Below are 25677 nucleotides of genomic sequence, written 5' to 3'. Positions count from 1 at the left end.
CTCCATTTGGCGATAAAATGGTGTCCCGGCAGCTTGAGGCCCAACTGAGTGTATAAGGAGGGATGAATCATACCAAGAAAATACATGCCTAATAACCATTAAACAATTAATGATTCTTATACTGCTGTTTTCCCGGCTGATGTTGATCGATTGTTTTCGAGCAATTCTCGCTTCAAGGAAAAAGCCTTGAAAAGTGGGATTCTTCACACCCTCCCCATCTTTCTATATTTAACACATATTTTGATCCTAAAAAGGCAAAATGGGAGTCAGATATTAACTTGTGGCACGAAGTCAGTGTTCTTAAAAGTGAGGATGTCGAGACTTTTTATAGCTATTGCCAACATGACACAGGGCTATTAGCTGCCTTTAATGACTGGTAAAGGTAGATGGAAACCTTGTATGGCACTGTCTTATACAGGTAATTATAAAAAGTTGTAATAAAATGTCCAGGTATAGCTTATTTAACGGAAACAGGAGGAAACCGATGATGAAATTAAGGATGTATATTAACGGCGAATGGAAAGATTCAAGCAATAAGGCTGTCCGCGATATTATCAATCCTGCCAATGGAGAAGTAATTGCCCAGGCTGCAGAAGGAACGATAGAGGATGCGGAAGCAGCCATTCAAGCAGCTAGAAAGGCCTTTGATAGCGGAATCTGGTCAGAACTGACTGCGGCAGAACGGGCGAAATATCTCTATCAAATTGCCGACAAATTGGAGGAACAATTTGAAGAGCTCGTTGACTTGGAAGTGTTGGATAATGGAAAAACTCGTGGTGAAGCTGAGTTTGATATGGAAGATGCGGTGGCTTGTTTCCGTTATTATGCAGGTTTAATTACGACGCCTGGCGGAGAAACGTTTGAGGTTCCTGACCCCGATATTCAATCGATGGTTGTCCGGGAGCCTGTAGGAGTGGCTGGGCTGGTTGTTCCGTGGAACTTTCCCATGCTTATGAGTGTCTGGAAAATTGCGCCAGCCCTTGCTGCCGGAAATACGATCGTATTTAAACCTGCAGAAATCACCCCTGTCACAGCTATAAAAGTGTTTGAAATCATGGAAGAGGTTGGCATTCCGGCGGGTGTTGCAAACATGATATTAGGCGAAGGAGGGGTTATTGGACAGGCGGTCGCGGAAAGCCATGATGTAGATGCCATCTCTTTCACTGGCAGTACACAGACAGGAAGGAAAATCATGCAGGCTGCAACAGGGAATTTGAAAAAAATCTCACTTGAGCTAGGCGGAAAATCTCCTAATATGATTTTTGATGACGTGGATTTGGAAATCGCAGTCGACCAGGCATTATTTGGAATCTTTTTTGGGGCCGGACAAGTATGTTCTGCGGGAAGTCGCATTCTTGTCCAGGAAGGAATATATGACCAGTTTGTCGATCGCTTCGTCGAACGTGCCAAAAACATCAAAGTCGGTCCCGGGAATGAAGAGGGCGTAGAAATGGGCCCCATAGTGAGTGAAAGACAAATGAAAAATATTTTGAGCTATATCAAGATTGGGCAGGAAGAGGGCGCTGTCCTAAGAGCCGGCGGCAATCGAATCATGAACAGGGGCATGGACAAAGGTTTCTTCATTGAGCCAACAGTTTTTACAGATGTCAAACAGAACATGCGGATTGTACAGGAAGAAATCTTTGGACCTGTTGTGACAATCCAAAAGTTTAAGGATGAGAAAGAAGCTCTTGAATTGGCCAACGGCGTTGATTATGGTCTGGCCGGCGGTGTGTTTACCAGTGACGGGGCCCGCGCTTTGCGTGTTATCAAGAAGCTTCGTGCAGGCATTACTTGGATTAACACCTACCATCCTACATTTGTGGAAGCGCCGTGGGGCGGTTATAAACAAAGCGGCATAGGGCGCAGCCTTGGAACGTATGGGTTGGAGGACTTCCAGGAAGTCAAACAGATTAATAATAATATGAACCCTGGCATGGCGGGATGGTTCAAAAGTTAAAAAAGCGAAAACTCAACAGTGCTGATGCATTGTTGAGTTTTATATTGTATCCGCTTTTGTCCATAAAGATTCAATTACGTCGCTGAAAGATTTAAGTACACCCTTTTCTTCGTTTTTCTTTAAATAAATTAGGGAAGTTTTAAAGCTGATTTTTTGATTCGTCAATTGAATAGGTGTGAGTTCTCCGCTTTGAATTTCTTTTTTTATCAGATTACTGGAGAGCAGTCCATAGCCCGTACCATTTAATACAGCCCGCTTAATAGCTTCTTCACTTCCAATCTCAATAACTTTTCTTGGGGAAAAATTGGATTGTTGTATATATTGATTAATCACCGACTGAAAGTTAACTCCAATTCTAAACCTGATAAAGGGAAGTGTATTTAATATATGATTAATTTCATCTTGCTCAAATATATTCTTCGAAATAACTAACAAAAGCTCTTCTTCATCCAAGATGATGTTGTTAATGTCGCTTTTTGAAACTTCACCAGCAATGATACCCAAATCGTAAGTATTGGTTGCAACACCTTTTAAAACATCGTCACTATTACATGAAATTAAATTAATATGCACATCAGGAAATGTCTTTAAAAATTCAGAAACAACTATAGGAAAGTAGTTGATGCAATAATATTCAGGTGCAGCAACTTTAAGGTAGCCATGTGGCTTTTCAAGCTCTAGAAAAGCAGCTTCCATTTCGTCCACTATATGGAAAAGGTCATCGGTGTATTTTTTCAACAGTTTTCCTGCGGGGGTCAAATGGTTTTTTCTGCCAGCTCGAAAGAATAATAATTGATTTAATTCCCTTTCAAGCGATTGAATTTGGGCCGTCACCGTGGGCTGCGTAAAATTTAACTTTTCCGCAGCTTTTGTAAAGTTTAGACATTCTGCTACTACTTGAAACGTTTTTAAGTTCCTTAGTTCCATTGAAACCTCTCCTATATTTCTATCTTTATATCATATTATCATAGTTGCCAAGATTCAGAAGGTGAAGTATCGAAAGATGCTATGCATACGATAAGTAATCTCGATTTCTCAACAGAAAATTCTCATGCTATTTTTAAAAAGAAGGGGGTAATCGGGTGATTGTTTGCACAACTTCTGATATATCCAATGAAATAATAAAGAAGGTGATAAAAGAAACGGGTTGTAAAGTAGTTCAAAAGAAAATTCAGATGCTTAAATCCTCTGAAAAATATGAGACAAAATATCTTTTAACCTACGGAAATTTTGATGATGAAGTTAATGCTGAAGAATTAGAGCAGCTGCCGAATTTAAAGTGGATTCACGTATTGAGCAGTGGAACGGAACAATTGCCACAAAGTGTGATCAAAGATAGGGATATTCTTGTTACTTCCTCCAAAGGAATTCATGCTATTCCAATCAGCGAATATGTGCTTGGTGCCATCCTGCATTTTGCAAAAAGAATTACAGAGTTTCGTAAATTACAAGATCAAATGAGTTGGTCATACACTCAAGAAATGTTCGAAGTTTACGGAAAAACTCTAGGTATTCTTGGAACCGGTTCAATTGGAAGCGATATCGCTGAAAAAGCAAAAGTATTTGGAATGAATGTCATTGGTGTGAATCGCAGCGGACGCCGTCCGGCTGAATTCGACCAAGTATATAAAATAGATCAATTAAAAGAAATGGTTCCGTTATGTGATTATATTTGCTGTATCCTTCCATCAACGAAGGAAACAATCCATTTAATAGGCCAAGAAATCATCAGCTTAATGAAAGATCAGGTGATTTTTATAAATGTAGGCAGGGGAGACTTGGTCATTGAAGAGGATTTATTAAAAGCTCTGAAAGCAGGAAAAATAGGAGGAGCCGCCTTAGACGTATTTAAAGAGGAGCCGCTTAAGACAGGGCACCCTTTTTGGTCAATGGAAAACGTGCTTGTTACTCCGCATGCTTCTGCCAGGACGAAGATGTATATGAATCGGGCAATCAACCTATTCCTTGATAACTACAAGTGTTATCAAAAGAGGCAACTTGATAACATGGTAAATAAAGTTACTTTTAATTGAACAAAAAGAAAGGGAGAAAGCATGGTGAAGTATAAACAAGATCCAACATTTTCACAGCCGCGTTTTAGCGGAATCAGTACTTTTATGAGGTTACCCCACGTGAAAACTTTAGATGAAGTGGATGTGGCAGTTGTTGGTGTTCCCTTTGACACTGGACAAACATTTCGCACAGGAGCAAGGCTTGGGCCGCAAGCGATTCGTAACTTCTCATCTTTGGTTCGCTGTTCCTCCAATTATCACAAGATTAATATATTCGATTATGTCTCCGCTGTAGATTATGGAGATATCCCGATCGTTCCGGGATTTATTCAGGAAACATATGAAAATATGGTGGATGTACTGTCGCCTATGTATGAAAAAGAAATTGTTCCGATTGTTATGGGCGGGGACCATTCGATTTCTTTGGGAGAGCTGCGGGCAGCTGCTAAACATTATGGACCGGTTTCATTACTCCATTTTGATGCCCATACAGATACAGTGGATAGCTACTTTGGACAAAAGTATACGCACGGCACCCCTTTTAGACGGGCAGTAGAAGAAGGGTTGATTGATCCATCTCGTTCTATTCAAGTAGGGATGCGCGGGCCAATCAACAGTCTTAATGAATATGACGAATCAAGAGAATTAGGGTTTGAAGTGATTACAACAGATGAATTGGTGGAAATGGGGATACCTTCACTTATTTCTGCAATAAAAAATAGAGTCCAGGGGCAACGCGTATTTCTTTCTTTTGACGTGGACTTCATTGACCCAGCTTTTGCTCCAGGAACAGGAACGCCTGAGGTCAATGGTATTTTTCCGCGGGAAGCCTTTCAAATTTTGCGGCAATTGACGGATATTCCATTTATCGGGTTTGACGTGGTGGAAGTCCTTCCTGCCTACGATCATGGCGAGATTACATCTGCACTAGCAGCGAACGTCATGTTTGAAATGATGTGTTTAGCTGCATTGAATAAAAAAAGAGCAGTCACGGATATGTAGTTGGAGTGCCCGGCATGAAGCCGGGTTTCTCCAAACGTTAGAAGCTGGCTATTGATTCGGTAAGAAACAGTGATTTCTAAACGGACAGAAGCGATTCTATATTTCGTAATATTGCGAATAATATAGAGAATATCTATGTAAATGAAAAGGGGGATTATCTTGGGAACAATTGACATCGCTATCATTATTCTTTATTTTGCAGTAATTGCTGGAGTTGGGATTTATGGAGCAAGGCGGGCAACGAACTCGGAGGAGTATTTGGTGGCTGGCCGGAATTTGAGTTTATTCATGTATCTCGGCTGTTTGGCCGCTGTTATACTTGGCGGGGCATCAACAATCGGTACAGCCAGGTTGGGGTATGAATTCGGAATTTCCGGAATTTGGATGGTAGGTGCAATTGGTACGGGAGTAATCTTTCTCGGAATCTTTTTAACAAAGAAAATATCCCAATTCAAAGTGCTGACAATTAGCGAAATGCTTGAAAAGCGATATAACAAAGAGACAAGATTGGTCAGTGCAATTGTTGCTACTATTTATACATTGATGTTGACGGTCGTTCAAATGATCGGTATCGGTTCCTTGCTGAATGTATGGTTGGGATGGAACTTGGCACTATGCATTATCGTTGGCGGAGGAATTGTCTTTTTATATACGATACTTGGAGGAATGTGGTCTGTTACGATGACTGATATTGTTCAGTTTGTTGTGATGACTGTAGGTGTTTTCCTTCTCATGCTTCCGCTCAGTCTTTCCAAGGCTGGTGGCTTTGGTGCTCTAACTACGGGCTTGCCTTCCGGCTTTTTCGATCTTGGCAATATCGGCGGAGATCGTATCTTTCAATATTTTATCTTGTTTACACTTGGGATGATGGTTGGTCAAGATATGTGGCAGCGGTTGTTCACTGCAAAAACTCCAAAAGTATCTAAATACGGTACAGTGGCGGCTGGACTCTACGCCTATGCCTACGCAATCGTTTTGGCCATCATCGGAATGTGTGCTTTTATTGTGCTGCCAAATATCGAAGATAGCCAGAATGTCTTTGCCGAGATGGCTATGATCTCTTTGCCTCCAGGTGTGCTGGGGCTCGTTTTGGCGAGTGTTGCTGCCGCAATCATGTCAACAGCATCAGGATCAATCATTGCCTGTTCAACACTCATATCTAACGATATTGTCAGAAGATTCTTTAAATCGAATATAAGTGATAAAAACTTTATCCAGGTTTCCCGCATGACAACTGTGGGAATTGGGGTTTTCTCTATCGTTTGTGCCATTTGGATCCAAGATATACTAGTAGCCTTGGACGTGGCATACGCGGTATTGTCAGGTGCACTATTCATTCCGGTCATATTCGGTTTAATCTCAAGGAAAGTCAATGCGCGTGCAGCCTTCTATTCCATTATTTTAAGTGCAGCAGTTATTCTTGGGGGTTTGGCAATATTAGGAATCACTGCTACTGAACCAATTATTTACGGCTTAGTGGTAAGTTTTGTCACAATCATACTGCTTTCATTTATCCCCTCTAAAAAAGCGGATAATGAAGCTGGTATGAAGGTCGGTTGACCCGGCCCTAAGTAATCAAATGCGCCTTGGAGTATTTGCGCCCAGATTTTATCGAGCTCTGCTCGATAAATTTCCTCTGAAAACCTGTGGCATCCGCTGGAGGCTTTAACTTTATTCAGCCGGGGTTTGAACCCCCACTGAATGGAATACCAATAGGCATTTATCTCACCACTTACAGATGTGGGAGACTTCTGCTGAATGAAGTTAAAATCGTGAAAAATAATCGGTTTGTTGAAAAAGGGATCCGTTCAATTCGCAGGTTAATTCGTGTAATTCATGGGCTAGGCGTACAATTCTCAGGTATATCTCCAAACTACCTGTTTGGTCGAACGGTTCTACGAATCAACCTTCCCTCATCGATCCATCAAAAAAAGCAGACCCGTCGAGGTCTGCTTTCCTTATTCATTGAACCCCACCATAAGGGAATTGATTCGAGTATCCGGCGTGCTGCTGGTAAGATTGCTGGATTTTTTGCTCGCTCTCCGCATCGAAGGTATACCAGCCGTTTTTGAACATGTGTTCAAACAGGCTTCGCTGTGCGTGCTGGGTTTCATTGAATATGGTAAGCAAGTCATCATGGAGGTGTTGGTGGCTTGCTTCGTGAAGAGCAACCGCGTAGCTGTTTGTCATATATTTTTCCGTTGCCAGCATGTCATTGATGAAATCTCGATCGTTCATCTGCGGTGTCTTTGGAACTTGCATGGCCGGGTTTTGGATTTTTTGACTCGGTTGGTTTTGGTTATTCATCTAAGTGGCGGTCTCCTTTCAATCACATGATTTTGTTGTTCTGCTGTTTTTCCTGCAGGTGTGCTAGCAGCATTTCGTAATGACGCTGGTGCATTTGTCCGCATTTTTCAATTTCCATTTTGATTGACTGGTCTTGACACTGCTGTGCAAAAAAATGTGCTTTTTTCATTGCCAGCAGGTTCCACGCCAACATATCATTAATATAAGAGAGATCTTTTGTTGTAATGACATGCGGCGGCTGTTGCATCATTGGCTGCTGCTGATTTTGCATTTGCTGTGGATTCATTTGCTGATTTTGCATTTTTTTCCCTCCTTGGACTTTACAAAAATAGCTTGTGTGCGCGGAGGATTTTTATTCATGCAATATGCAAATGCTAAACAAAAATGAAGATAGCATAGGATAGCGGTGATACTCAGACTCACGTTCTTAAGGGGGCATATTTCATGGAAAAGGTAATGCGCAATTTCTTTTTGTTTTTGTCAAAAAATAAATTCCTTACAAGGACGGCGAAAAAATATGGCCTTCGATTCGGGGCAGCTAGATTTGTTGCTGGTGAAACAATTGAGCAGGCAGTTGCTGTCATCAAAGAGCTGAATAGAAAAGGGTTGAAGGTGACGATTGATTACTTGGGGGAATTCGTTGACAACAAAAAGGAAGCGAGGCGCATGGTGGACAATTGCATTAATGCGATCGAGGTAATTGGGCGTGAAAAACTTGATTCGCAAATGTCTCTTAAGCTTACGTCGATGGGAATGGATATTTCCGATGACTTTGTCATGGCCAATATGAGGGAGATCATGGACGCTGCAAATAAGAATAAGGTATTTGTCACCATTGATATGGAAGATTATGAGCGGTGTGAAAAAACTCTTCAGATTTTCAAACAGCTCAGTCGTGAATACGACAATATCGGAACTGTCATCCAAGCTTATCTTTTCCGTACATTTGAAGATATGAAAGAGCTAGATGCGTACGCACCCAATCTGCGACTCGTCAAAGGAGCGTATAAGGAGTCATCCGAAGTTGCTTTTCCTGACAAATCGGACGTTGACGAGAATTATAAAAAAATGATTCAAATGCATCTTTTGCATGGACATTATACGGCAGTGGCTACACATGACGATGCTATAATTGAATTCACGAAGCAATTTGTAAAAGACAATGACATCCCGAATAATCAGTTCGAGTTTCAAATGCTATATGGCATCCGGAGTGAACGCCAACTGGAGCTTGCAAAAGAAGGTTATACGATGCGGGTCTATGTCCCATATGGAACCGATTGGTATGGTTATTTCATGCGAAGGCTTGCTGAGCGGCCGGCCAACGTCTCCTTTATTTTAAAAGGAATGTTTAAAAAGTGAGTTGCGGTGTATATCTACAATGTAGACAAAGTATCCAAACAATATTTTTTGAATTTTTAATTAGAAATGATTGCGAAAATCTTTCAATTCCGTTATATTAATAGTTAACAGGACTCATTTCATTCATGAGCTTTTTTTTAAAGACAAAATGAATGAGTGTTCATTCAAAGTTCAAAAGGAGGAAATTGCATTGTCATTTCGAATTCGAAAGGCGGCAGTCCTTGGTTCAGGAGTCATGGGCTCCGGCATAGCTGCACACTTGGCTAACGTTGGGATTCCCACTCTGCTCCTGGATATTGTTCCAAAGGAGCTGACAGCAAGAGAGAAGGCAAAAGGGCTTACGCTGGAAGACAGGGAAGTGCGAAACAGGAATACGGAAGAAGCTTTGAAAAGATTGTTGAAGCAAAAGCCGGCACCTCTTGCAAGTAAGAAAAACTTGAATCTGATTACAGCCGGAAACCTCGAAGATGATTTGGATCAACTAAAAGATGTGGATTGGGTCATTGAAGTAGTGGTTGAAAATCTTGAAGTGAAACAGAAAGTGTTTGAACAGATCGATCATTGTAGAAAAAAAGGTTCAATCATCAGTTCCAACACTTCAGGTATTTCTGTTGAAGCCATGTCTGAAGGAAGGTCCGATGATTTCCAAAAGCATTTTCTTGGAACTCACTTTTTCAATCCACCACGCTATCTAAAGCTATTGGAAGTCATTCCGACACAAAAAACTGCTCCTGAAGTGCTCGAGTTTATGAAAAGGTTCGGGGAAGATGTGCTGGGTAAGGGTGTCGTCGTTGCCAAAGATACACCGAATTTCATTGCGAACCGCATCGGGACATATGGCCTTCTCATAGCTGTCAGAGAAATGTTAAAAGGTGGATACAGCATTGGTGAAGTGGATTCCATCACAGGTACATTGATTGGGAGGCCGAAAAGTGCCACGTTCAGAACACTCGATGTCGTTGGTCTTGATACCTTCATTCATGTCGCTAACAACGTGTATGAACTGGTGGATGGCGAAGAGAAAGAAGTGTTTGAGGTTCCAGGTTTTATGAACAAAATGCGTGAAAAAGGCTGGCTTGGAAGCAAGTCTGGGCAAGGTTTTTATGTAAAAAAAGGAAAAGAGATCCTGCAGCTCAATCCTGAGACTTTCGAATATGAACCGCGGAAGAAGTTTAAAACACCTGGACTGGAATTGGCAAAACAGGAAAAGGGAACAAAGCGGAAAATGAAAGCGCTTATGTATTCGGAAGATCCGGCAGGGAAGCTACTTTGGAATATTACTGCGCCAGTACTGGCAATTTCTGCTGAGCTTCTCGGTGAAATCGCAGATGACATTGTTGCCATTGACCAGGCGATGAAATGGGGATTCGGTTGGGAGCTAGGACCTTTTGAAACCTGGGATGCCATCGGATTGGAGAATTCTGTTGCAAAAATGGAACAGGAAGGAATTAAGGTCCCTGGCTGGGTGAAGGATATGCTTGATGGCGGCCATACTTCTTTTTATAAGGAAGTCGACGGAATCGAGTATTATTTTTCAAATGGTGAATATAAAGAAATTCCAAAGAATCCTAAAGTAATAGATTTGAAGCTTTTGAAAAAGCAGGGGAAAGTGTTAAAGAAAAATTCAGGAGCAAGTGTCATAGATGTCGGAGACGAAGTGCTTTTGCTTGAATTCCATTCAAAAAGCAATGCGATCGGTTTTGATATCATTCAAATGCTCAATTATGCCATTGAAGAAACAGAAAGGAACTACAAAGGGCTTATCATTGGAAACCAAGGGAAGAACTTCTGTGTGGGAGCAAATATTGCCATGATATTAATGGCAGCCCAGGATGATGACATTTTCGAAGTGGATATGGTCGTCCGGCAGTTCCAGCAGGCGATGATGAAAATCAAATATAGTGAAAAGCCAGTTGTGACCGCGCCATTCGGCATGACGCTTGGCGGAGGATCAGAGGTTTGCCTTCCTTCTGCGCACATCCAGGCGTCCATGGAAACATATATGGGTCTTGTTGAAACAGGTGTCGGGCTCATTCCAGGGGGCGGCGGTAATAAAGAGCTTTATATAAAAACATTAAAGAGTATGGATAATAACGTGGAGTTTAATTTGCAGCAAGTGGCGAACAAAGTGTTTGAAACAATCGCTATGGCAAAAGTGTCCACTTCAGCTGAAGAAGCGGTGGAAAATAACTTTTTGAATCAAGCGGATGGGATATCTGTCAATGGAGATCATCTCATTTACGATGCGAAACAGGCTGTTTTGTCCTTACATGAACAAGGATATAAACCACCGGTGAGAGAAAAGATCCCGGTTACAGGAGAGACTGGATACGCCGCATTGCTGCTTGGTGCAGAAGCAATGAAACTGTCAGGCTATATTTCTGAGCATGATATGAAAATAGCAAAAAAATTGGCGTATGTGATTGCAGGCGGAAAAGTCCCTTACGGAACAATGGTGGATGAGCAGTATTTACTAGATCTTGAAAAGGAAGCATTCCTGAGTCTTGTAGCTGAGCCGAAATCACAGCAGCGCATGCAACATATGCTTGTCAAAGGGAAGCCATTAAGAAACTGACCAAAGTTTATGAGGAAATGAGGAGGATCATTTATGCGTGAAGCGGTCATCGTGGCCGGTGCAAGAACGCCGGTCGGCAAAGCGAAAAAAGGGACGCTCGCCCATACGCGTCCAGATGATCTAGGGGCGCTGGTTGTAAAAGAAACTTTAAAGCGGGCAGGCAATTATGAAGGGAATATCGATGATGTCATTATTGGCTGCGCTGTTCCAGAAGCTGAGCAGGGATTGAATATGGCACGGAATATTGGAGGGCTTGCGGGTCTTTCTGATGATGTTCCGGGTATTACAATTAACCGGTTTTGTTCCTCAGGCCTGCAGTCGATTGCATACGCTGCCGAAAGGATCATGGTGGGATCATCAGATACAATCATTGCCGGGGGCGCTGAATCGATGAGCCTTTTACCGATGACGGGGCATGTCGTCAGGCCGAATTTACAGCTTGTGGAATCGGCTCCCGAATATTATATGAGCATGGGACATACAGCCGAGGAGGTTGCTAGACAATTCGGCGTATCTAGGGAGGATCAGGATGCTTTTGCAGTCCGCAGCCATCAAAAAGCAGCCAAGGCAATTGCTGAAGGAAAATTCGATGATGAAATTGTTCCGGTCGATGTAATTGCGAGAACGGTTGGACCAGATCATAGGTTGAAAGAGAAACATATACAATTTTCCCAGGATGAAGGTGTCCGTCCAGATACTAACATGGAAGTTTTGTCAAAGCTTCGTCCTGCGTTCTCTGTCACGGGTTCAGTCACAGCGGGGAACTCCTCGCAAACGAGCGATGGGGCGGCAACGGTAATGGTGATGGACCGGGAGAAGGCGTATTCTATCGGGCTTGAACCGATGTTAAAATTCCGTTCGTTTGCTGTTGCGGGTGTTGCACCGGAGATCATGGGGGTCGGTCCGGTTGCAGCGATACCGAAGGCATTGGAAATCGCAGGACTCGAATTGGCTGATATCGGACTGTTCGAGTTAAATGAAGCATTTGCGTCTCAGGCCATTCAGGTGATTCGAACGCTGGACCTTAATGAAGAGATCGTAAACGTAAACGGGGGAGCCATTGCTCTTGGTCATCCACTTGGATGTACAGGTGCAAAGCTGACATTAACACTCGCCCATGAAATGAAGCGGAGGCAAGTGCAGTTTGGCGTTGTGACGATGTGTATCGGCGGCGGCATGGGTGCGGCTGGTGTATTTGAGCTTGTTTGAGCAAAATGAAATGGAGGAATGAGCAATGACTAAAGGAACAGAAAAATTGATTAAGGGCGGGGCATTTTTAATCGAGGATATTTCTACTGATCAAATGTTCACTCCGGAAGATTACACTGATGAGCAAAAAATGATTGCGAAAACAGCGGATGACTTTGTAACAAACGAAGTAATACCACAGGTGGAGCATCTGGAAAATCATGAATTTGACCGTTCTGTCAAACTGTTAAAAGAAGCCGGGGAACTTGGACTCTTGGGGGCCGATGTTCCAGAAGAATATGGAGGATTGGCGCTTGATAAGGTGAGCTCTGCCTTAATTGCGGAAAGAATGGCAAAAGCGGGGGGTTTTTCAATTTCCCATGGCGCGCATGTCGGAATCGGATCACTTCCAATAGTTCTGTTCGGGACTGATGAGCAGAAACAGAAGTATTTGCCTTCATTGGCGACTGGCGAACTCCTCGCTGCGTATGCTTTGACAGAGCCGGGGTCAGGATCTGATGCGCTAGGGGCAAAAACGACAGCGAAGTTAAACGAAGCCGGAACTCATTATATTTTAAATGGAGAAAAGCAGTGGATCACCAACTCGGCGTTTGCGGACGTATTCATCGTCTATGCAAAAGTGGATGGGGAACATTTTTCAGCATTCATTGTTGAAAGGGAATATCCTGGAGTATCAACTGGACCGGAAGAAAAGAAAATGGGAATCAAGAGCTCGTCGACCCGTACTCTCATTTTAGAGGATGCAGAAATTCCTGTTGAAAATCTGCTTGGTGAAGCCGGAAATGGCCACCGGATCGCTTTCAATATTTTAAATATCGGCCGCTATAAGCTCGGGGTAGGTGCTGTAGGTGCTTCCAAGCGAGCGCTTGAAATCACTTTGGAATATGCCAACCAGCGGAAACAATTCAAGACACCAATTTCCCAGTTCAATTTGACAAAAGAAAAATTCGGTGCACTTGGCTCGGAAATTTATGCTGCTGAAAGCTCGGTCTATCGGACAGTGGGTCTATTTGAAGACAGAATGAGCCGTCTTAGTAGTGAAGAGATCAAAGATGGTACGGAAGTAGCGAAATCAATTGCCGAATATGCTATCGAATGTTCGTTAAACAAGTTTTTTGGGACGGAAGTTCTTGATCATGTTGTGGATGAAGGAGTGCAAATCCATGGAGGATACGGCTTTATGGAGGAGTATGAGATTGAACGAGCGTACCGTGATTCGAGAATCAACCGTATTTTTGAGGGGACGAATGAAATCAACCGCCTTCTAGTTCCGGGAACCTATTTGCGCAAGGCATTCAAGGGAGAACTTCCGCTTCTTGAAAAAGCCCAAACTCTTCAGGAAGAATTGATGATGCTTATGCCGGAAGAGCCTGGAGATGAACCGCTAGCCCAGGAAAAGCAATTGACGGGTGGGGCTAAGAAAGCAGCCCTCATGATTGCGGGGCTTGCTGCTCAGAAGTATGGAAAAGCATTGGAAAACGAACAGGAGATTCTTTCTAGAATTGCTGATATTGTTTCACTTGCCTATGCAATGGAGTCGGTGGTTCTTAGAACGGAAAAAGCGATTAATCGCAGCGGTTTAGAAAAAAATGGGCAGAAGCTCCTTTATACTGAAATTTTCTGCCAGGACTCCATCGTGAAAGTAGAACAAATGGCGAGAGAAAGTCTGGCTGCAATTGAAGAAGGAGATACATTCCGCATGATGAACTCTGCCCTTCGCAGGTTGACACGTCATACACCTATTAATATCATCGCGAAAAAGAGGGAAGCTGCCGAGCAGTTGATTGTAGCAGAAAAATATGTAGTTTAACTTTATTCAGCAGAGGTCTCCCACTTCAGTAAGTGGTAAAGTTAAAGCCTCCGGTGGATGCCACAGATTTTCAGAGGAAATTTATCGAGCAGAGCTCGATAAAATCTGGGCGCAAATACGCCAAGGCGAATTTGATTGGAGCGAGTGGGCCGGGAGGCCCGCTCGTTTTTGCGTTCAAGCTAAATTAGATGAATCTGGATCAAATGGATTGTCCTCGGACTTAGTTTAATCGGAAAGAAAGAAGTTTTTGTATTATTTTCTACGCACCACTCTACAAATTGCTTCGTTGTTTTGTGCAGGTAATATTTTAGTTCTTATCCAAAAAATAAATTTCATCCCCCACTTATCGGCTATCGCCGATTGAAGTATGGGACTTCTTTAGAAGATCGTTAAAAATATGTTCCGCAAACCGATATTAAGGGTAGTAGCTGTCGCTTATTATAGAAAGAAGGTGCATCATCTGTGCTCAGGAAGGATATACTGACACCCATCGGTATTATATTAGGTTTTGCGGTCATATTTTTTGCAATCTATCTTGCAGGGGGATATGACAGCTTTTTAGTATTTATTAGTCTTTCCTCCTTTATCATAGTTTTCGGAGGGCTGTTTGCTTCTTTGTTTGTAGGTTTTGGTGCGAAGGAAGTAGGAAGTATGTTTAAAGTTTTACATACGACCTTCAGGCGCAAAGAAGTTCCAATCCAGGAGTTCATCAACAATCTAGTACGTTTGGCAAGAACTTCGAGAGTCGATGGAATGATTAAGGGCCTTGAAAGGGAGAGAGAAAGGACGACCGATCCATTTATTCAAAAAGGCCTCCGTCTTGTGATTGATGGATATGAAGAAGAAATGATACGAAAAATCATGGACATGGATATCAGAGCCATGGAAAAAAGACATGCACGCGGCCAGCAGTTAATTACGAAGGCAGGAGAGCTATCGCCAGCCTGGGGAATGATCGGAACAATTGTGGGGCTTGTACTCATGCTCCAGCAACTGGATAATCCAGGTGAATTGGGACCGGCGATTGCAGTAGCCCTGATTACGACTTTTTATGGGGTGCTTACGGCAAATCTTGTATTTATTCCAATCGCCAATAAGCTGGTTCTTCTGACAGAAGAGGAAGTTTTTTTAAAAGAGGTCGTCATTGATGCGCTGATCAGCATACGCAATAATGAAGGGCCTACGATCTTAAAGGACAAATTGCAAATGTTCCTGACGGAAAGTACACAGGAGACTATTATGATGGACGACTATGTAGGAGAAGGCACACATGAAGAGAAACAAGTTTGAGGTGCCAAGAACAACTCAGCCTTGGTTAGTGACATTTGCCGATTTATTGATGGTTATATTAATCCTCTTCGTTCTTTTATACTCTTATTCTGACACTGATTTTGAATCCGTTACGGACTCTTTTCAAAACCATAATCGGAGTTCTTCTCCTGAAAAAGGTGGAGGAGATGGAGCAGCAGGCAGTAATGAAGAAAAGTCTTCAGATGATGAAAAAGAATCCTCTGAAGGCGAAAATACTGTTCCAGAGGAATATGAAGACCAATTGGAAGAAATGATAAAACGCGAAAAACATATCAAAGAAATTTTAGATTATGTAAAAACGTATGCTGTCGAACATGATTTGGAGGATAAGATGACCGTGACTCCAACAGAAAAAGGAATCGAAGTCGTCCTTCCAGAAATCATGCTTTTTCCCTCGGGCAAAGCTGACCTTATAAAAGAAGCTGAGCTGTTTTTAAATGATATGGCGCCATTAATCGCGGAAATTTCCAATATCATTGAAATTGAAGGACATACAGATAACCGCCCGATATCGACCGAGCGCTTTCCTTCCAACTGGGATTTGTCCACGGCAAGGGCCAATGTTGTGATCCGTTATTTGACCGAGAAACATAAGCTTGATCCCGATCGCTTTAAAGCCGTGGGTTACGGTGAATACCAGCCAATCTCTTCTAATGATACTGATGAGGGAAGAAGCAAAAATCGCCGCGTTGTTTTAATCATATCGAACGAGGATATCTCAAAGTAGAGTAAACTTTTTAAAAGGTTTTTTGCAAGAGATGTCGAATATAGGAATATATGGTGTAGAACGCTTTTATAGAAAGGAAGGTGATTGTATGCCGATTGACGTATATTTATATCCGCGTTGTGGAACTTGCCGCAAAGCTAAGAAATGGCTGGATGATCAAGAGGTGGATTATAATGAGATACATATCGTAGAAGAGACGCCATCAAAAGATAAGCTGAAGGATTTATATGAAAAAAGTGGGTTGGAATTGAAGAAATTCTTCAATACAAGTGGTCAAAAGTACAGAGAGCTTGGTTTAAAAGACAGAATCAAAGAGGCTCCAGAAGAAGAACTGCTTGAACTACTTGCATCGGACGGCATGCTGATTAAACGCCCTATTGTAACAGATGGAGAGAAAGTTACGGTTGGTTTTAAAGAAGAAATGTTTGATGAAATATGGAATAAAGAGAGTTAAGAGGGTTTTCTTGCTTTCAAAACTTTCTTTATGTACATTAAAATGAGAAAAAGATGATGGAGGGATCTGTATGAATACACCGGCAGAATTACGTTATTCGGAAGAACATGAATGGGTAAAAGAGGAAGGGGAAAAAGTACGTATCGGAATTACCGATTTTGCTCAATCAGAGCTTGGAGATATCGTATTTGTTGAACTTCCTGAAGTTGGAGATGAAGTCACGGCGGACGAGCCTTTTGGAAGTGTTGAATCAGTTAAAACTGTTTCCGAATTGTATGCGCCAATCAGCGGAAAAGTTGTTGAAGTAAACGAAGACCTTGAAGACAGCCCAGAATTTGTCAACGAATCTCCATATGAAAAAGCATGGATGATTATTGTCGAACCTTCAGATTCAAGCGAACTTGACAACTTGATGTCTGCTGAAGACTATGTGAAAATGACAAGCGAAGAGTAAATAGAAAAGCGGAAGGCGCCGTTTAGCGACGTACGGAGTGGACGGCTCTTGACGAGATAAAGGAAAACGAAGTGCGAGAGTGCCTGCTTATCGGCGACAAAGCATAAGACGAGCGCTGAAGAAGGCGTAGTTTGCCTCGGCAGCGATTGGCTTATGACCTCGAGCCGATGGTACTCGCAGCCAGACAACACGGCGACACAGGCCGCCTCAAGTCGCCACGTCCTGTGGCTTCGGTGGCACTAGGACGTTCTGTCCGTCGAAGCCGATGTTGACTTATCGTAGGAAGGGGCAGGAAGTCCGCTAGTCGCTGGCGACTGGAGCTAGACAATAGAAAAGCGGAAGGCGCCGTTTAGCGACGTACGGAGTGGACGGCTCCTAAGCCTGAACAAAATGATAAACATAAATGCGCCTTGGAATCAGTTCCTAAGGTGCATTTTTTTCCAATGATGATAAAAGCGGGGTAGCAGACTATGAATCCACTAACAAATAGTGCCATCATCGTCGAGGGGTTGTCCGACAAGAAGAAAATCATGAAGGTTGTCAGGGAACCTGTTGAAATTATTTGTACGAATGGAACGATCAGTCTGTCGAAGTTGGATGAACTCGTCGAGGAACTCGAAGGAAGGGACATTTTTATTCTAGTCGATTCGGATGCTTCCGGAGATCGACTTAGAAAGCAATTGAAGCGTGAATTCCCTTTAGCTCGGAATCTCTATATTGACCGCAAATTTAAAGAAGTGGCAACCGCTCCAATGGAACATCTCGCACAAATTTTATTAAGGGCCAGAATTGATGTTCATGCCCAATATCTTCATAAAGGATGAATGGTTTAATGGAAGATTGGAATAAAGCAGATATAACTAACATCATGTCTAAACAGGAATCTGCTTTTATTTACTTTTATACACCCATGTGCGGGACTTGCCAGGTGGCAGGACGGATGCTTGAGATTGTGGAAGAAATGACTGGCGGAATATTTGGAAAAGCCGATTTGAACTACATGCCTGATTTGGCTATTGAGTTAAAAATTGAAAGTGTCCCGTGTCTTTTAATTCTTCAGAATGGTTTGCCAGCCGAGAAAGTCTATGCATTCCGTTCTGTTCCAAATATGCTTGGCATCGTACAAAGGTATCTTGATAAAGGCCAATAATATAAAATCGATGTTTAACTGCTCCTTTCTTAGGGGAAATGATAAGTATGCCGGAAAAGCCGGCCATGAAAAAACGAAAGGAATGGTTTTTTATCACCCCTCTAAAGATTCAGTACACCAACGAGATGGAAAAGGCACTTCACGGAGCTCACGGAATCGGTTATGAAACGTACAGGCATGATTGCGGAAAAAGAATCGAGGTTGAAAAGAGACGTGAAGAAGAGTATGTGGAGTCTAAGATAGTAGCAGAGAACATAGGTGGAGTCCTTTCGTCAGGAACATAATAAAATCAGGCTCATCTGTTCAAAATAGACAGATGAGCCTTTTTTATGGGGTATAGGAAATTATAAAATTCTATGCTTGTGTATAACTTGTTTATCAGATTATGCTGCGTCCAGCTTATGAGTGACATCTCTAGTGAAAACAATCTGGTTCTTTTCATCATTTGCTTAGCTTTGTTCCAATCAACAGATATCCTAAGACTTCATTGTTATATATGCCGGCGGATCCATCTTGTCTAGCAGTGACAACAGTGGCAAGGTTAGCCGGATCAAAGGGCGATTTTATTGGCTCGCTAACCGCTGCTGTGCGCCTCTAAGCGGCTCCTTTTGTCTTTGGATCAGCCTGAATCGTTGGCAAGACGCTTTTGTATGGGTATTTGAGAAGGTTCTCAAATAAAATGAGGGAAAATTCAATCCAGACGTGCGCTTGTTGATAATTATTTTAAAATGAGATAAGATGAACAATGAGAAACAAATGAGAAAGAGAGAACAAATATTTTCTATATTTGGAGGTAATGAGGATGGCTTCAACGTTGACAATCAAAGATCTTAATGTGTCTATCGACGATAAAGAGATCTTAAAGGGTGTAAACATTAATATAAATGGTGGAGAAATCCATGCTGTCATGGGACCCAATGGAACTGGGAAATCTACTTTATCCGCCTCCATCATGGGACATCCAAGGTATACGGTGACAAGCGGAAGCATTACGCTTGACGGACAAGATGTCTTGGACATGGAGGTAGATGAGCGTGCGCGTGCAGGCTTGTTTGCAGCTATGCAATATCCAAGTGAAATCAGCGGTGTGACGAATGCAGAGTTTTTAAGAACGGCTATCAACGGGCGTCGCGAAGAAGGCAAAGAAATCTCCTTGATGAAATTCATCAAGCAAATGGACAAGGAAATGGAACTGCTTGAAATGGATCCGAATATGGCACAGCGCTATTTGAATGAAGGGTTCTCAGGCGGGGAAAAGAAACGTAATGAAATACTCCAATTATTAATGCTAAAACCGAAATTTGCAATCCTGGATGAAATCGACTCGGGTCTTGATATAGATGCGTTAAAAATAGTTTCCAAAGGAATCAATGAAATGAGAGGCAGCGATTTTGGATGCCTCGTAATCACTCACTACCAACGGCTTCTCAACTACATTACACCAGATTTTGTGCATGTTATGATGCAAGGACGTATCGTAAAATCAGGTGGCCCTGAGCTGGCACAGCGCCTGGAAGCAGAAGGCTATGACTGGGTTAAGGAAGAGCTTGGAATTGAAGATGAGACTGTTGGCCAAGAAGCATAAGTGGTAGGGGGATTGAAATGACAATTGATACGAAAATGACTATAGATCAAGAGTACATTCGTTCTTTTTCAAATAAAAACCATGAGCCGGAATGGTTTGCACAATTAAGAAGCCAAGCGTTGGAAAAGGCTGAAGACTTACCAATGCCGAAGCCGGACAAAACAAGGATTACAAATTGGAATTTCACCGATTTTGCCAAACACGAAGCTGAAGGCAGCAAATTCGAATCGTTGGCTGATTTGCCGGAAGTTGCCAAATCAGTTGTTCATGTAGATGAAGATAACCAGAACCTGTATGTTCAACATAATCAGAAGCTGGCTTATTTGTCGCTGTCTGATGAGTTGAAGAAGCAAGGGGTCATTTTTACTGATCTATTTACTGCTCTTCAAGAGCATGGGGATCTCGTCAAAAAATACTTCATGACTGATGCTGTGAAAATAGATGAGCATAAGCTGACAGCTTTTCATGCAGCACTTGTCAACGGTGGAGCGTTCTTGTACGTTCCAAAAAATGTGGAAGTGAAAGAGCCTATTCAGGCTGTTTATATATTGGATGATAAAGAAGCGGCAGTGTTCAATCATGTGATTGTCGTAGCGGATGACAACAGTTCCGTTACTTATGTAGAGAACTATTTGTCTACGAATGAAGAGGTAAACGGAATTGTCAATGTCGTGTCTGAGGTGTTTGCCAATGCAAACGCGAAAGTGGTTTACGGAGCGGTAGATACGATTGCAAAAGGTTCTACTGTTTATGTAAATCGCAGAGGCATTACTGGGCGCGATGCCGAATTGGATTGGGCGCTCGGTATGATGAACGACGGGAATACGATTTCCGAGAATACAACAAACTTGATTGGACAAGGCTCAAAAGGGGACGCAAAGACAGTTGTTGTTGGAAGAGGAAAGCAGACCCAAAACTTTACTACAAGCGTCATTCACTTTGGTAGAAACACTGAAGGTTTTATTTTAAACCATGGTGTTATGAAGGATGCCGCATCTTCGATCTTTAATGGAATCGGAAAGATTGAAAAAGGTGCATCCAAAGCGAATGCCGAACAGGAATCACGCGTATTAATGTTAAGTGAAAAAGCAAGGGGAGACGCGAATCCGATTTTGCTTATTGACGAAGACGATGTAATGGCCGGTCATGCGGCGTCTGTTGGCCGAGTAGATCCGATGCAGCTCTTTTATATGATGTCACGCGGTATTTCCAAAACGGATGCAGAGCGTCTTATCATACACGGTTTCCTTGCGCCTGTTGTAGAAAAACTACCTATCGAAGCTGTTAAAAGCCAATTGACAGAAATAATCGAAAGGAAAATGCGATAATGAAAGCGAGCGACGTACGGAAACAGTTTCCCATTCTGGATCAGGAAGTCAATGGACATCCGCTCGTATATTTAGACAGTGCAGCTACTTCGCAGAAGCCTGTCCAAGTCATTGAGGCACTCAATGACTATTACCGAGGATATAACTCCAATGTTCATCGCGGTGTTCATACACTCGGAACAAGAGCTACGGATAAATATGAGGGTGCCAGGGAAAAGGTAAGACGCTTCATCAATGCCTCTTCAACTGAAGAAGTCATTTTTACCCGAGGTACCACAACAGCGATCAATACAGTTGCTGTTAGCTACGGCAGGGCAAATGTGAACCAAGGTGACGAAATCGTCATCACCTATATGGAGCACCACAGCAACATCATTCCATGGCAGCAGCTCGCAAAAGAAAAAGGTGCGCAGCTCAAGTTTATTCCGCTGCGTGAGGATGGCTCCATCAATATGGATGAAGCCAAAAATACCATTACAGATAAGACGAAGATTGTTTCAACATCGCATGTATCTAATGTCCTTGGCGTGATCAACCCGATTAAAGAGCTGGCAGCTATTGCACACAGCCACGGGGCAGTAATGGTTGTTGACGGAGCTCAGGGTGCACCCCATATGAAGGTGGATGTCAGGGATCTTGACTGCGATTTTTATTCTTTGTCAGGCCATAAAATGTGTGCTCCGACAGGTATTGGAGTTCTGTACGGAAAGAAAGAACATCTGGAAAAAATGGAACCAATCGAATTTGGCGGCGAAATGATTGATTTCGTCGGATTATATGAGTCGACATGGAAGGAGCTACCTTGGAAGTTTGAAGCCGGAACTCCGATTATTGCCGGAGCTATCGGACTAGGAGCAGCTATCGACTTTTTAAACGAAATTGGTTCTGAAGCCATTTTGGAGCATGAACACAAATTGGCTGCCTATGCTCTTGAAAAAATGTCCGAGATTGAAAATCTGAAGATCTATGGGCCTCTTGAAGCCTCAAAACGTGTCGGTGTCATTACGTTTAACATCGAAGATGTTCATCCGCATGATGTTGCGACTGTTCTTGATGCCGAAGGCATTGCCGTACGTGCAGGCCATCATTGTGCACAGCCGCTCATGAAATGGTTGGATGTGTCGGCAACAGCAAGGGCAAGCTTTTATATATATAACACTGAACAAGACATTGACAGACTTGTTGAAGGCCTTGTTAAAACGAAGGAGTATTTCACGAATGTCTTTTAATAATCTCGACAACCTCTATCGGCAAGTGATCATGGATCATTATAAAAACCCGCGGAATAAGGGAAGTTTGGAAGATGGCAGCTTGACTGTCGATATGAACAATCCTACCTGTGGGGACAGAATCCATTTGACGATGAATGTAGAAGACGGAAAAGTGACGGAAGCCAAGTTTGATGGTGAAGGCTGCTCCATTTCAATGGCATCTGCCTCCATGATGACGCAGGCAGTCATCGGACAAGATACAGAAACAGCATTGAAGCTTTCAGGAATATTTTCAGAAATGATCCAAGGAAAAGATTTTGACGACGAGGATTTGGACCTTGGTGATATAGAAGCGTTGCAGGGAGTCTCTAAGTTTCCGGCGCGGATCAAATGTGCCACATTGGCATGGAAAGCGTTAGAAAAGGGAATCAAGGAACAACAATAAAAGAATGGAGGAATGGATCAGTGGCTAAAAAAGCACCTCAAATTGGCGGCGAATATAAATATGGCTTTAGGGATAAAGACGTTTCCATTTACCGTTCAGAGCGCGGCTTGACACGTGAAATTGTTGAGGAAATCTCAAAGATGAAAGAAGAGCCTCAGTGGATGCTGGACTTCCGTCTTAAATCTTTGGAGCATTTTTACAAAATGCCGATGCCGCAATGGGGCGGAGATTTGAATTCTCTCAATTTTGATGAAATCAGATATTATGTAAAACCGTCCGAGAATGCAGAGCGTTCATGGGATGAAGTACCTGAGGAAATCAAACAGACTTTTGATAAGCTCGGTATTCCAGAGGCTGAACAAAAATGGCTCGCTGGGGTTTCTGCACAATATGAATCAGAAGTCGTATACCATAACATGAAAGAAGATCTTGAGGAAATGGGAATCGTATTTAAGGATACTGATTCCGCCTTGCGGGAGAACGAAGAGATCTTCAAGGAGCACTGGGCAACAGTAATTCCAGCAACGGACAACAAATTTGCCGCATTGAACTCAGCTGTTTGGTCCGGTGGATCATTCATCTATGTTCCGCCTGGAGTAAAAGTGGATACGCCGCTTCAAGCATACTTTAGAATCAACTCTGAAAACATGGGACAATTTGAGCGTACTCTAATCATTGTTGACGAAGGTGCACACGTTCACTATGTTGAAGGTTGTACGGCACCTACCTACACAACAAACTCGCTTCACAGTGCAGTTGTTGAAATCATTGTTAAAAAAGATGCCTACTGCCGTTACACAACGATTCAAAACTGGGCAAACAACGTATACAATCTCGTAACAAAGCGTGCGGTTTGCGACGAACGGGCAACAATGGAATGGGTCGACGGTAACTTTGGTTCAAAATTGACGATGAAATATCCTGCTGTCATTTTAAAGGGAGAAGGCGCAAGGGGTTTGACGCTTTCGATTGCGATGGCTGGTAAAGGGCAGCACCAGGATTCAGGTGCGAAAATGATGCACTTGGCTCCAAATACAACGTCTTCCATCGTTTCCAAATCCATGTCACAGCATGGAGGAAAAGTGACGTACCGTGGAATCGTCCACTTCGGCCGCAAAGCCGACGGTGCACGTTCAAACATTGAATGTGACACAATGATCTTGGATGACAAATCCACGTCAGATACAATTCCTTACAATGAAATTTTAAATGACAACATTTCACTTGAGCACGAAGCAAAAGTTTCCAAAGTCTCCGAAGAGCAGCTCTTCTACCTGATGAGCCGCGGAATCAGCGAGCAGGAAGCAGTGGAAATGATCGTCATGGGCTTCATCGAGCCATTTACAAAAGAACTTCCAATGGAATACGCGGTTGAAATGAACCGATTGATTAAATTCGAAATGGAAGGTTCGATTGGATAAAAGTTTAAAAAGCCTCTATTTCAAAGGCTTTGAGTGCCACGTTAGATTTTCTTTTGGTGTAGGAGGCGAACTCATTGAGTTCGTCTTCTTCTATTTTTTCGGTAATATCCAAGTATATGTCCACCGTTGTCTTGAGGGTTTTGTGTCCTAATCTTTTTGATACGAATTTAATGCTTGTGCCAGATTCGAGAAGCAAAACGGCATGAGTATGTCTGAATCCGTGCGTCCCCTTATATTCCACTCCTGCCTTTTTGCAATAGTCCCGGATTGAGTGCTTCTCCAATATTTACAATTCATGAACGCATAGTGAAAAATACTCTTCAAAAACGGATAAGTATCTTAGGAGGAAACCATATCAATACAAATTGTTCCCTTCAACGTCCATCATTTCAAAATACAGATTTATCCATTCTTGTATAATGACCCTCGCAGTTTTTTTCTACCGAAATGAGGTAAAATATGCAATCTGACAATTACTTTATATTGTCTAAAAGTGGGGTCCTTTAGGTTGTTTTCTAAAGCAGATTCGACCATTTCAGGGCAACTCCTTAAACTACCACCTGCTTTAGCAGGTGGTAGTTTAAGAATGGCATTCCGATCAGATATGAAAGTATTGAAGCAAAAAACTGGTGACTATAGGCATCAAGAAAACATATGTCTTGAGTGTTATTCAAAAGAACTGAGTTCATTGAGTGAAGATTGTCAAAGCAGAATGGAAATTAAGATTAGTTTAATTGAACATTGTGGAGAAAAAGGTGGGCGGTTACTCCCCTAGCAGATCCGCCTTGGTGACAGTGCCATCCGAAGTTAGTCGGTACGTGCCCATCACAACAGGATTAGCCTGAACCAGACCTACACGCATTAAGTCTTTAAGAGGCTGATTTACGTTGGATGGATTATCACTATCTTTTGAAAGTTGGTCAGCTATTTGTATTGGTGTCTGCCAATCAGTCGTTAACGCAAGTAACACAGATCGTTGATCTGGGGTCAAGTTCATACTGGTTTACCTCCTTAATTTCTAAAAACAATTATATATTACTATTTTATAAAAAAATGTTGCAGTTCGAAATAACAAGGTGGTGATCACGAGCAACAAATGTGTCCAAGAAGGGAACAGACTGTGGAAATAGTTAAATGGAAAGACGTTTTAGGGAGAGGAGATCTGTTGATGGGAGGTAAAGGGGATGATGTGTTCCATGTTATTCCCTCTGAACATGACAATATGTAGTTTTGTAATTGAATTAAAAGAACGAAACAAACGGAAAAAAGAAAGTGAAAAAATACATACTATTTAGTCCATCTCAGCCCACTGGAGGACACTGATGACGCATTAAGCGTTGTTTGGTGTCTTTTA

27 protein-coding genes and 2 pseudogenes are annotated in these 25677 nt (G+C 42.4%); 22 read left to right on the top strand and 7 right to left on the bottom strand.

The window, feature by feature from the left end:
* Positions 1–149 precede the first annotated feature (149 nt).
* Positions 150–380, top strand: coding sequence for a phenylacetaldoxime dehydratase family protein (locus D5F11_RS28155; RefSeq protein ID WP_120116948.1), 231 nt, complete (start codon positions 150–152; stop codon positions 378–380).
* A gap of 104 nt (positions 381–484) precedes the next feature.
* The gene (locus D5F11_RS15070) at positions 485–1960 is read left to right on the top strand and encodes an aldehyde dehydrogenase family protein (protein ID WP_120116947.1); all 1476 of its coding nucleotides are present in this window, start codon (positions 485–487) and stop codon (positions 1958–1960) included.
* Between the two features lie 39 nt (positions 1961–1999).
* On the opposite strand, the gene D5F11_RS15065 is transcribed toward D5F11_RS15070, so the two are convergent.
* Positions 2000–2698, bottom strand: a complete 699-nt coding sequence (locus D5F11_RS15065) for a LysR family transcriptional regulator substrate-binding protein (protein ID WP_245998222.1) — start codon at positions 2696–2698, stop codon at positions 2000–2002.
* 15 nt (positions 2699–2713) lie between these two features.
* Positions 2714–2887 (bottom strand): annotated as a pseudogene (locus D5F11_RS27455) (LysR family transcriptional regulator); the annotation flags it as partial.
* A 155-nt stretch (positions 2888–3042) separates the two neighbouring features.
* Here D5F11_RS27455 and D5F11_RS15060 point away from each other — a divergent pair.
* From D5F11_RS15060 to D5F11_RS15050, 3 genes are all read left to right on the top strand, one after another.
* On the top strand, positions 3043–3993 hold the full coding sequence (locus D5F11_RS15060; protein WP_120116945.1) for a D-2-hydroxyacid dehydrogenase: 951 nt from the start codon (positions 3043–3045) through the stop codon (positions 3991–3993).
* Positions 3994–4014: 21 nt separating this feature from the next.
* The gene (speB, locus tag D5F11_RS15055) at positions 4015–4974 is read left to right on the top strand and encodes an agmatinase (protein WP_120116944.1); all 960 of its coding nucleotides are present in this window, start codon (positions 4015–4017) and stop codon (positions 4972–4974) included.
* 159 nt (positions 4975–5133) lie between these two features.
* Positions 5134–6534, top strand: coding sequence for a sodium:solute symporter family protein (locus tag D5F11_RS15050; RefSeq protein WP_120116943.1), 1401 nt, complete (start codon positions 5134–5136; stop codon positions 6532–6534).
* Positions 6535–6936: 402 nt separating this feature from the next.
* On the opposite strand, the gene D5F11_RS15045 is transcribed toward D5F11_RS15050, so the two are convergent.
* Together D5F11_RS15045 and D5F11_RS15040 are read right to left on the bottom strand one after the other, a co-directional pair.
* On the bottom strand, positions 6937–7281 hold the full coding sequence (locus D5F11_RS15045; protein ID WP_120116942.1) for a spore coat protein: 345 nt from the start codon (positions 7279–7281) through the stop codon (positions 6937–6939).
* Between the two features lie 22 nt (positions 7282–7303).
* A complete protein-coding gene (locus tag D5F11_RS15040) occupies positions 7304–7582 on the bottom strand; it encodes a hypothetical protein (protein ID WP_120116941.1) in 279 nt (92 codons plus the stop codon).
* Between the two features lie 143 nt (positions 7583–7725).
* Here D5F11_RS15040 and D5F11_RS15035 point away from each other — a divergent pair, with 143 nt between their 5' ends.
* The 16 genes from D5F11_RS15035 to sufB all read left to right on the top strand — a co-directional run bounded on the left by D5F11_RS15035 (position 7726) and on the right by sufB (position 24323).
* Entirely contained in the window at positions 7726–8643 is a 918-nt protein-coding gene (locus D5F11_RS15035) for a proline dehydrogenase family protein (RefSeq protein WP_120116940.1), read from the top strand.
* Between the two features lie 190 nt (positions 8644–8833).
* Positions 8834–11218, top strand: a complete 2385-nt coding sequence (locus D5F11_RS15030) for a 3-hydroxyacyl-CoA dehydrogenase/enoyl-CoA hydratase family protein (RefSeq protein WP_120116939.1) — start codon at positions 8834–8836, stop codon at positions 11216–11218.
* A gap of 33 nt (positions 11219–11251) precedes the next feature.
* On the top strand, positions 11252–12427 hold the full coding sequence (locus D5F11_RS15025; protein ID WP_120116938.1) for an acetyl-CoA C-acetyltransferase: 1176 nt from the start codon (positions 11252–11254) through the stop codon (positions 12425–12427).
* Between the two features lie 25 nt (positions 12428–12452).
* The gene (locus tag D5F11_RS15020; protein WP_120116937.1) at positions 12453–14237 is read left to right on the top strand and encodes an acyl-CoA dehydrogenase family protein; all 1785 of its coding nucleotides are present in this window, start codon (positions 12453–12455) and stop codon (positions 14235–14237) included.
* 462 nt (positions 14238–14699) lie between these two features.
* Positions 14700–15527, top strand: coding sequence for a MotA/TolQ/ExbB proton channel family protein (locus D5F11_RS15015; protein WP_244861980.1), 828 nt, complete (start codon positions 14700–14702; stop codon positions 15525–15527).
* Positions 15508–16275 (top strand): OmpA family protein, encoded by a 768-nt coding sequence (locus D5F11_RS15010; RefSeq protein ID WP_120116936.1) that lies wholly within the window; start codon positions 15508–15510, stop codon positions 16273–16275. Before D5F11_RS15015 ends, D5F11_RS15010 begins: the two co-directional genes overlap by 20 nt.
* Positions 16276–16363: 88 nt before the next feature.
* Positions 16364–16729, top strand: coding sequence for an arsenate reductase family protein (locus D5F11_RS15005; RefSeq protein ID WP_120116935.1), 366 nt, complete (start codon positions 16364–16366; stop codon positions 16727–16729).
* Positions 16730–16799: 70 nt separating this feature from the next.
* Entirely contained in the window at positions 16800–17183 is a 384-nt protein-coding gene (gene gcvH / locus D5F11_RS15000) for a glycine cleavage system protein GcvH (RefSeq protein WP_120116934.1), read from the top strand.
* A gap of 470 nt (positions 17184–17653) precedes the next feature.
* On the top strand, positions 17654–18007 hold the full coding sequence (locus D5F11_RS14995) for a toprim domain-containing protein (protein WP_120116933.1): 354 nt from the start codon (positions 17654–17656) through the stop codon (positions 18005–18007).
* Positions 18008–18015: 8 nt separating this feature from the next.
* A complete protein-coding gene (locus D5F11_RS14990) occupies positions 18016–18333 on the top strand; it encodes a thioredoxin family protein (RefSeq protein ID WP_120116932.1) in 318 nt (105 codons plus the stop codon).
* A 47-nt stretch (positions 18334–18380) separates the two neighbouring features.
* Positions 18381–18617: a YuzK family famiily protein gene (locus D5F11_RS14985; protein ID WP_120116931.1), complete on the top strand. Its 237-nt coding sequence runs from the start codon at positions 18381–18383 to the stop codon at positions 18615–18617.
* A 518-nt stretch (positions 18618–19135) separates the two neighbouring features.
* Positions 19136–19918, top strand: a complete 783-nt coding sequence (gene sufC / locus D5F11_RS14980) for a Fe-S cluster assembly ATPase SufC (protein WP_120116930.1) — start codon at positions 19136–19138, stop codon at positions 19916–19918.
* A 17-nt stretch (positions 19919–19935) separates the two neighbouring features.
* Positions 19936–21246, top strand: a complete 1311-nt coding sequence (gene sufD / locus D5F11_RS14975) for a Fe-S cluster assembly protein SufD (protein ID WP_120116929.1) — start codon at positions 19936–19938, stop codon at positions 21244–21246.
* Positions 21246–22475, top strand: coding sequence for a cysteine desulfurase (locus D5F11_RS14970; protein ID WP_120116928.1), 1230 nt, complete (start codon positions 21246–21248; stop codon positions 22473–22475). The genes sufD and D5F11_RS14970 overlap by 1 nt, the downstream gene beginning before the upstream one ends.
* Entirely contained in the window at positions 22465–22902 is a 438-nt protein-coding gene (gene sufU, locus D5F11_RS14965; RefSeq protein ID WP_120116927.1) for a Fe-S cluster assembly sulfur transfer protein SufU, read from the top strand. Before D5F11_RS14970 ends, sufU begins: the two co-directional genes overlap by 11 nt.
* 20 nt (positions 22903–22922) lie before the next feature.
* Positions 22923–24323, top strand: coding sequence for a Fe-S cluster assembly protein SufB (sufB, locus tag D5F11_RS14960; RefSeq protein ID WP_120116926.1), 1401 nt, complete (start codon positions 22923–22925; stop codon positions 24321–24323).
* Between the two features lie 160 nt (positions 24324–24483).
* Here the strand turns inward: sufB and D5F11_RS27450 are convergent.
* Together D5F11_RS27450 and D5F11_RS28150 are read right to left on the bottom strand one after the other, a co-directional pair.
* A pseudogene (locus tag D5F11_RS27450) lies at positions 24484–24564 on the bottom strand (tyrosine-type recombinase/integrase); the annotation flags it as partial.
* 161 nt (positions 24565–24725) lie between these two features.
* Positions 24726–24857, bottom strand: a complete 132-nt coding sequence (locus D5F11_RS28150; RefSeq protein ID WP_120116925.1) for a tyrosine-type recombinase/integrase — start codon at positions 24855–24857, stop codon at positions 24726–24728.
* Here D5F11_RS28150 and D5F11_RS26570 point away from each other — a divergent pair.
* Positions 24832–25098 (top strand): hypothetical protein, encoded by a 267-nt coding sequence (locus D5F11_RS26570; protein WP_185830725.1) that lies wholly within the window; start codon positions 24832–24834, stop codon positions 25096–25098. The genes D5F11_RS28150 and D5F11_RS26570 overlap by 26 nt on opposite strands.
* Here D5F11_RS26570 and D5F11_RS14945 read toward each other — a convergent pair.
* The gene (locus D5F11_RS14945; protein ID WP_120116923.1) at positions 25087–25320 is read right to left on the bottom strand and encodes a hypothetical protein; all 234 of its coding nucleotides are present in this window, start codon (positions 25318–25320) and stop codon (positions 25087–25089) included. The two genes, D5F11_RS26570 and D5F11_RS14945, sit on opposite strands and share 12 nt — an antisense overlap.
* Positions 25321–25677 lie beyond the last annotated feature (357 nt).

The organism is Siminovitchia terrae (assembly GCF_003605405.2).
Taxonomy (GTDB): domain Bacteria; phylum Bacillota; class Bacilli; order Bacillales; family Bacillaceae_C; genus Siminovitchia; species Siminovitchia terrae.
Note: the sequence above shows the minus strand (reverse complement) of the source record. Positions and strands in the feature narration are given on the sequence as shown.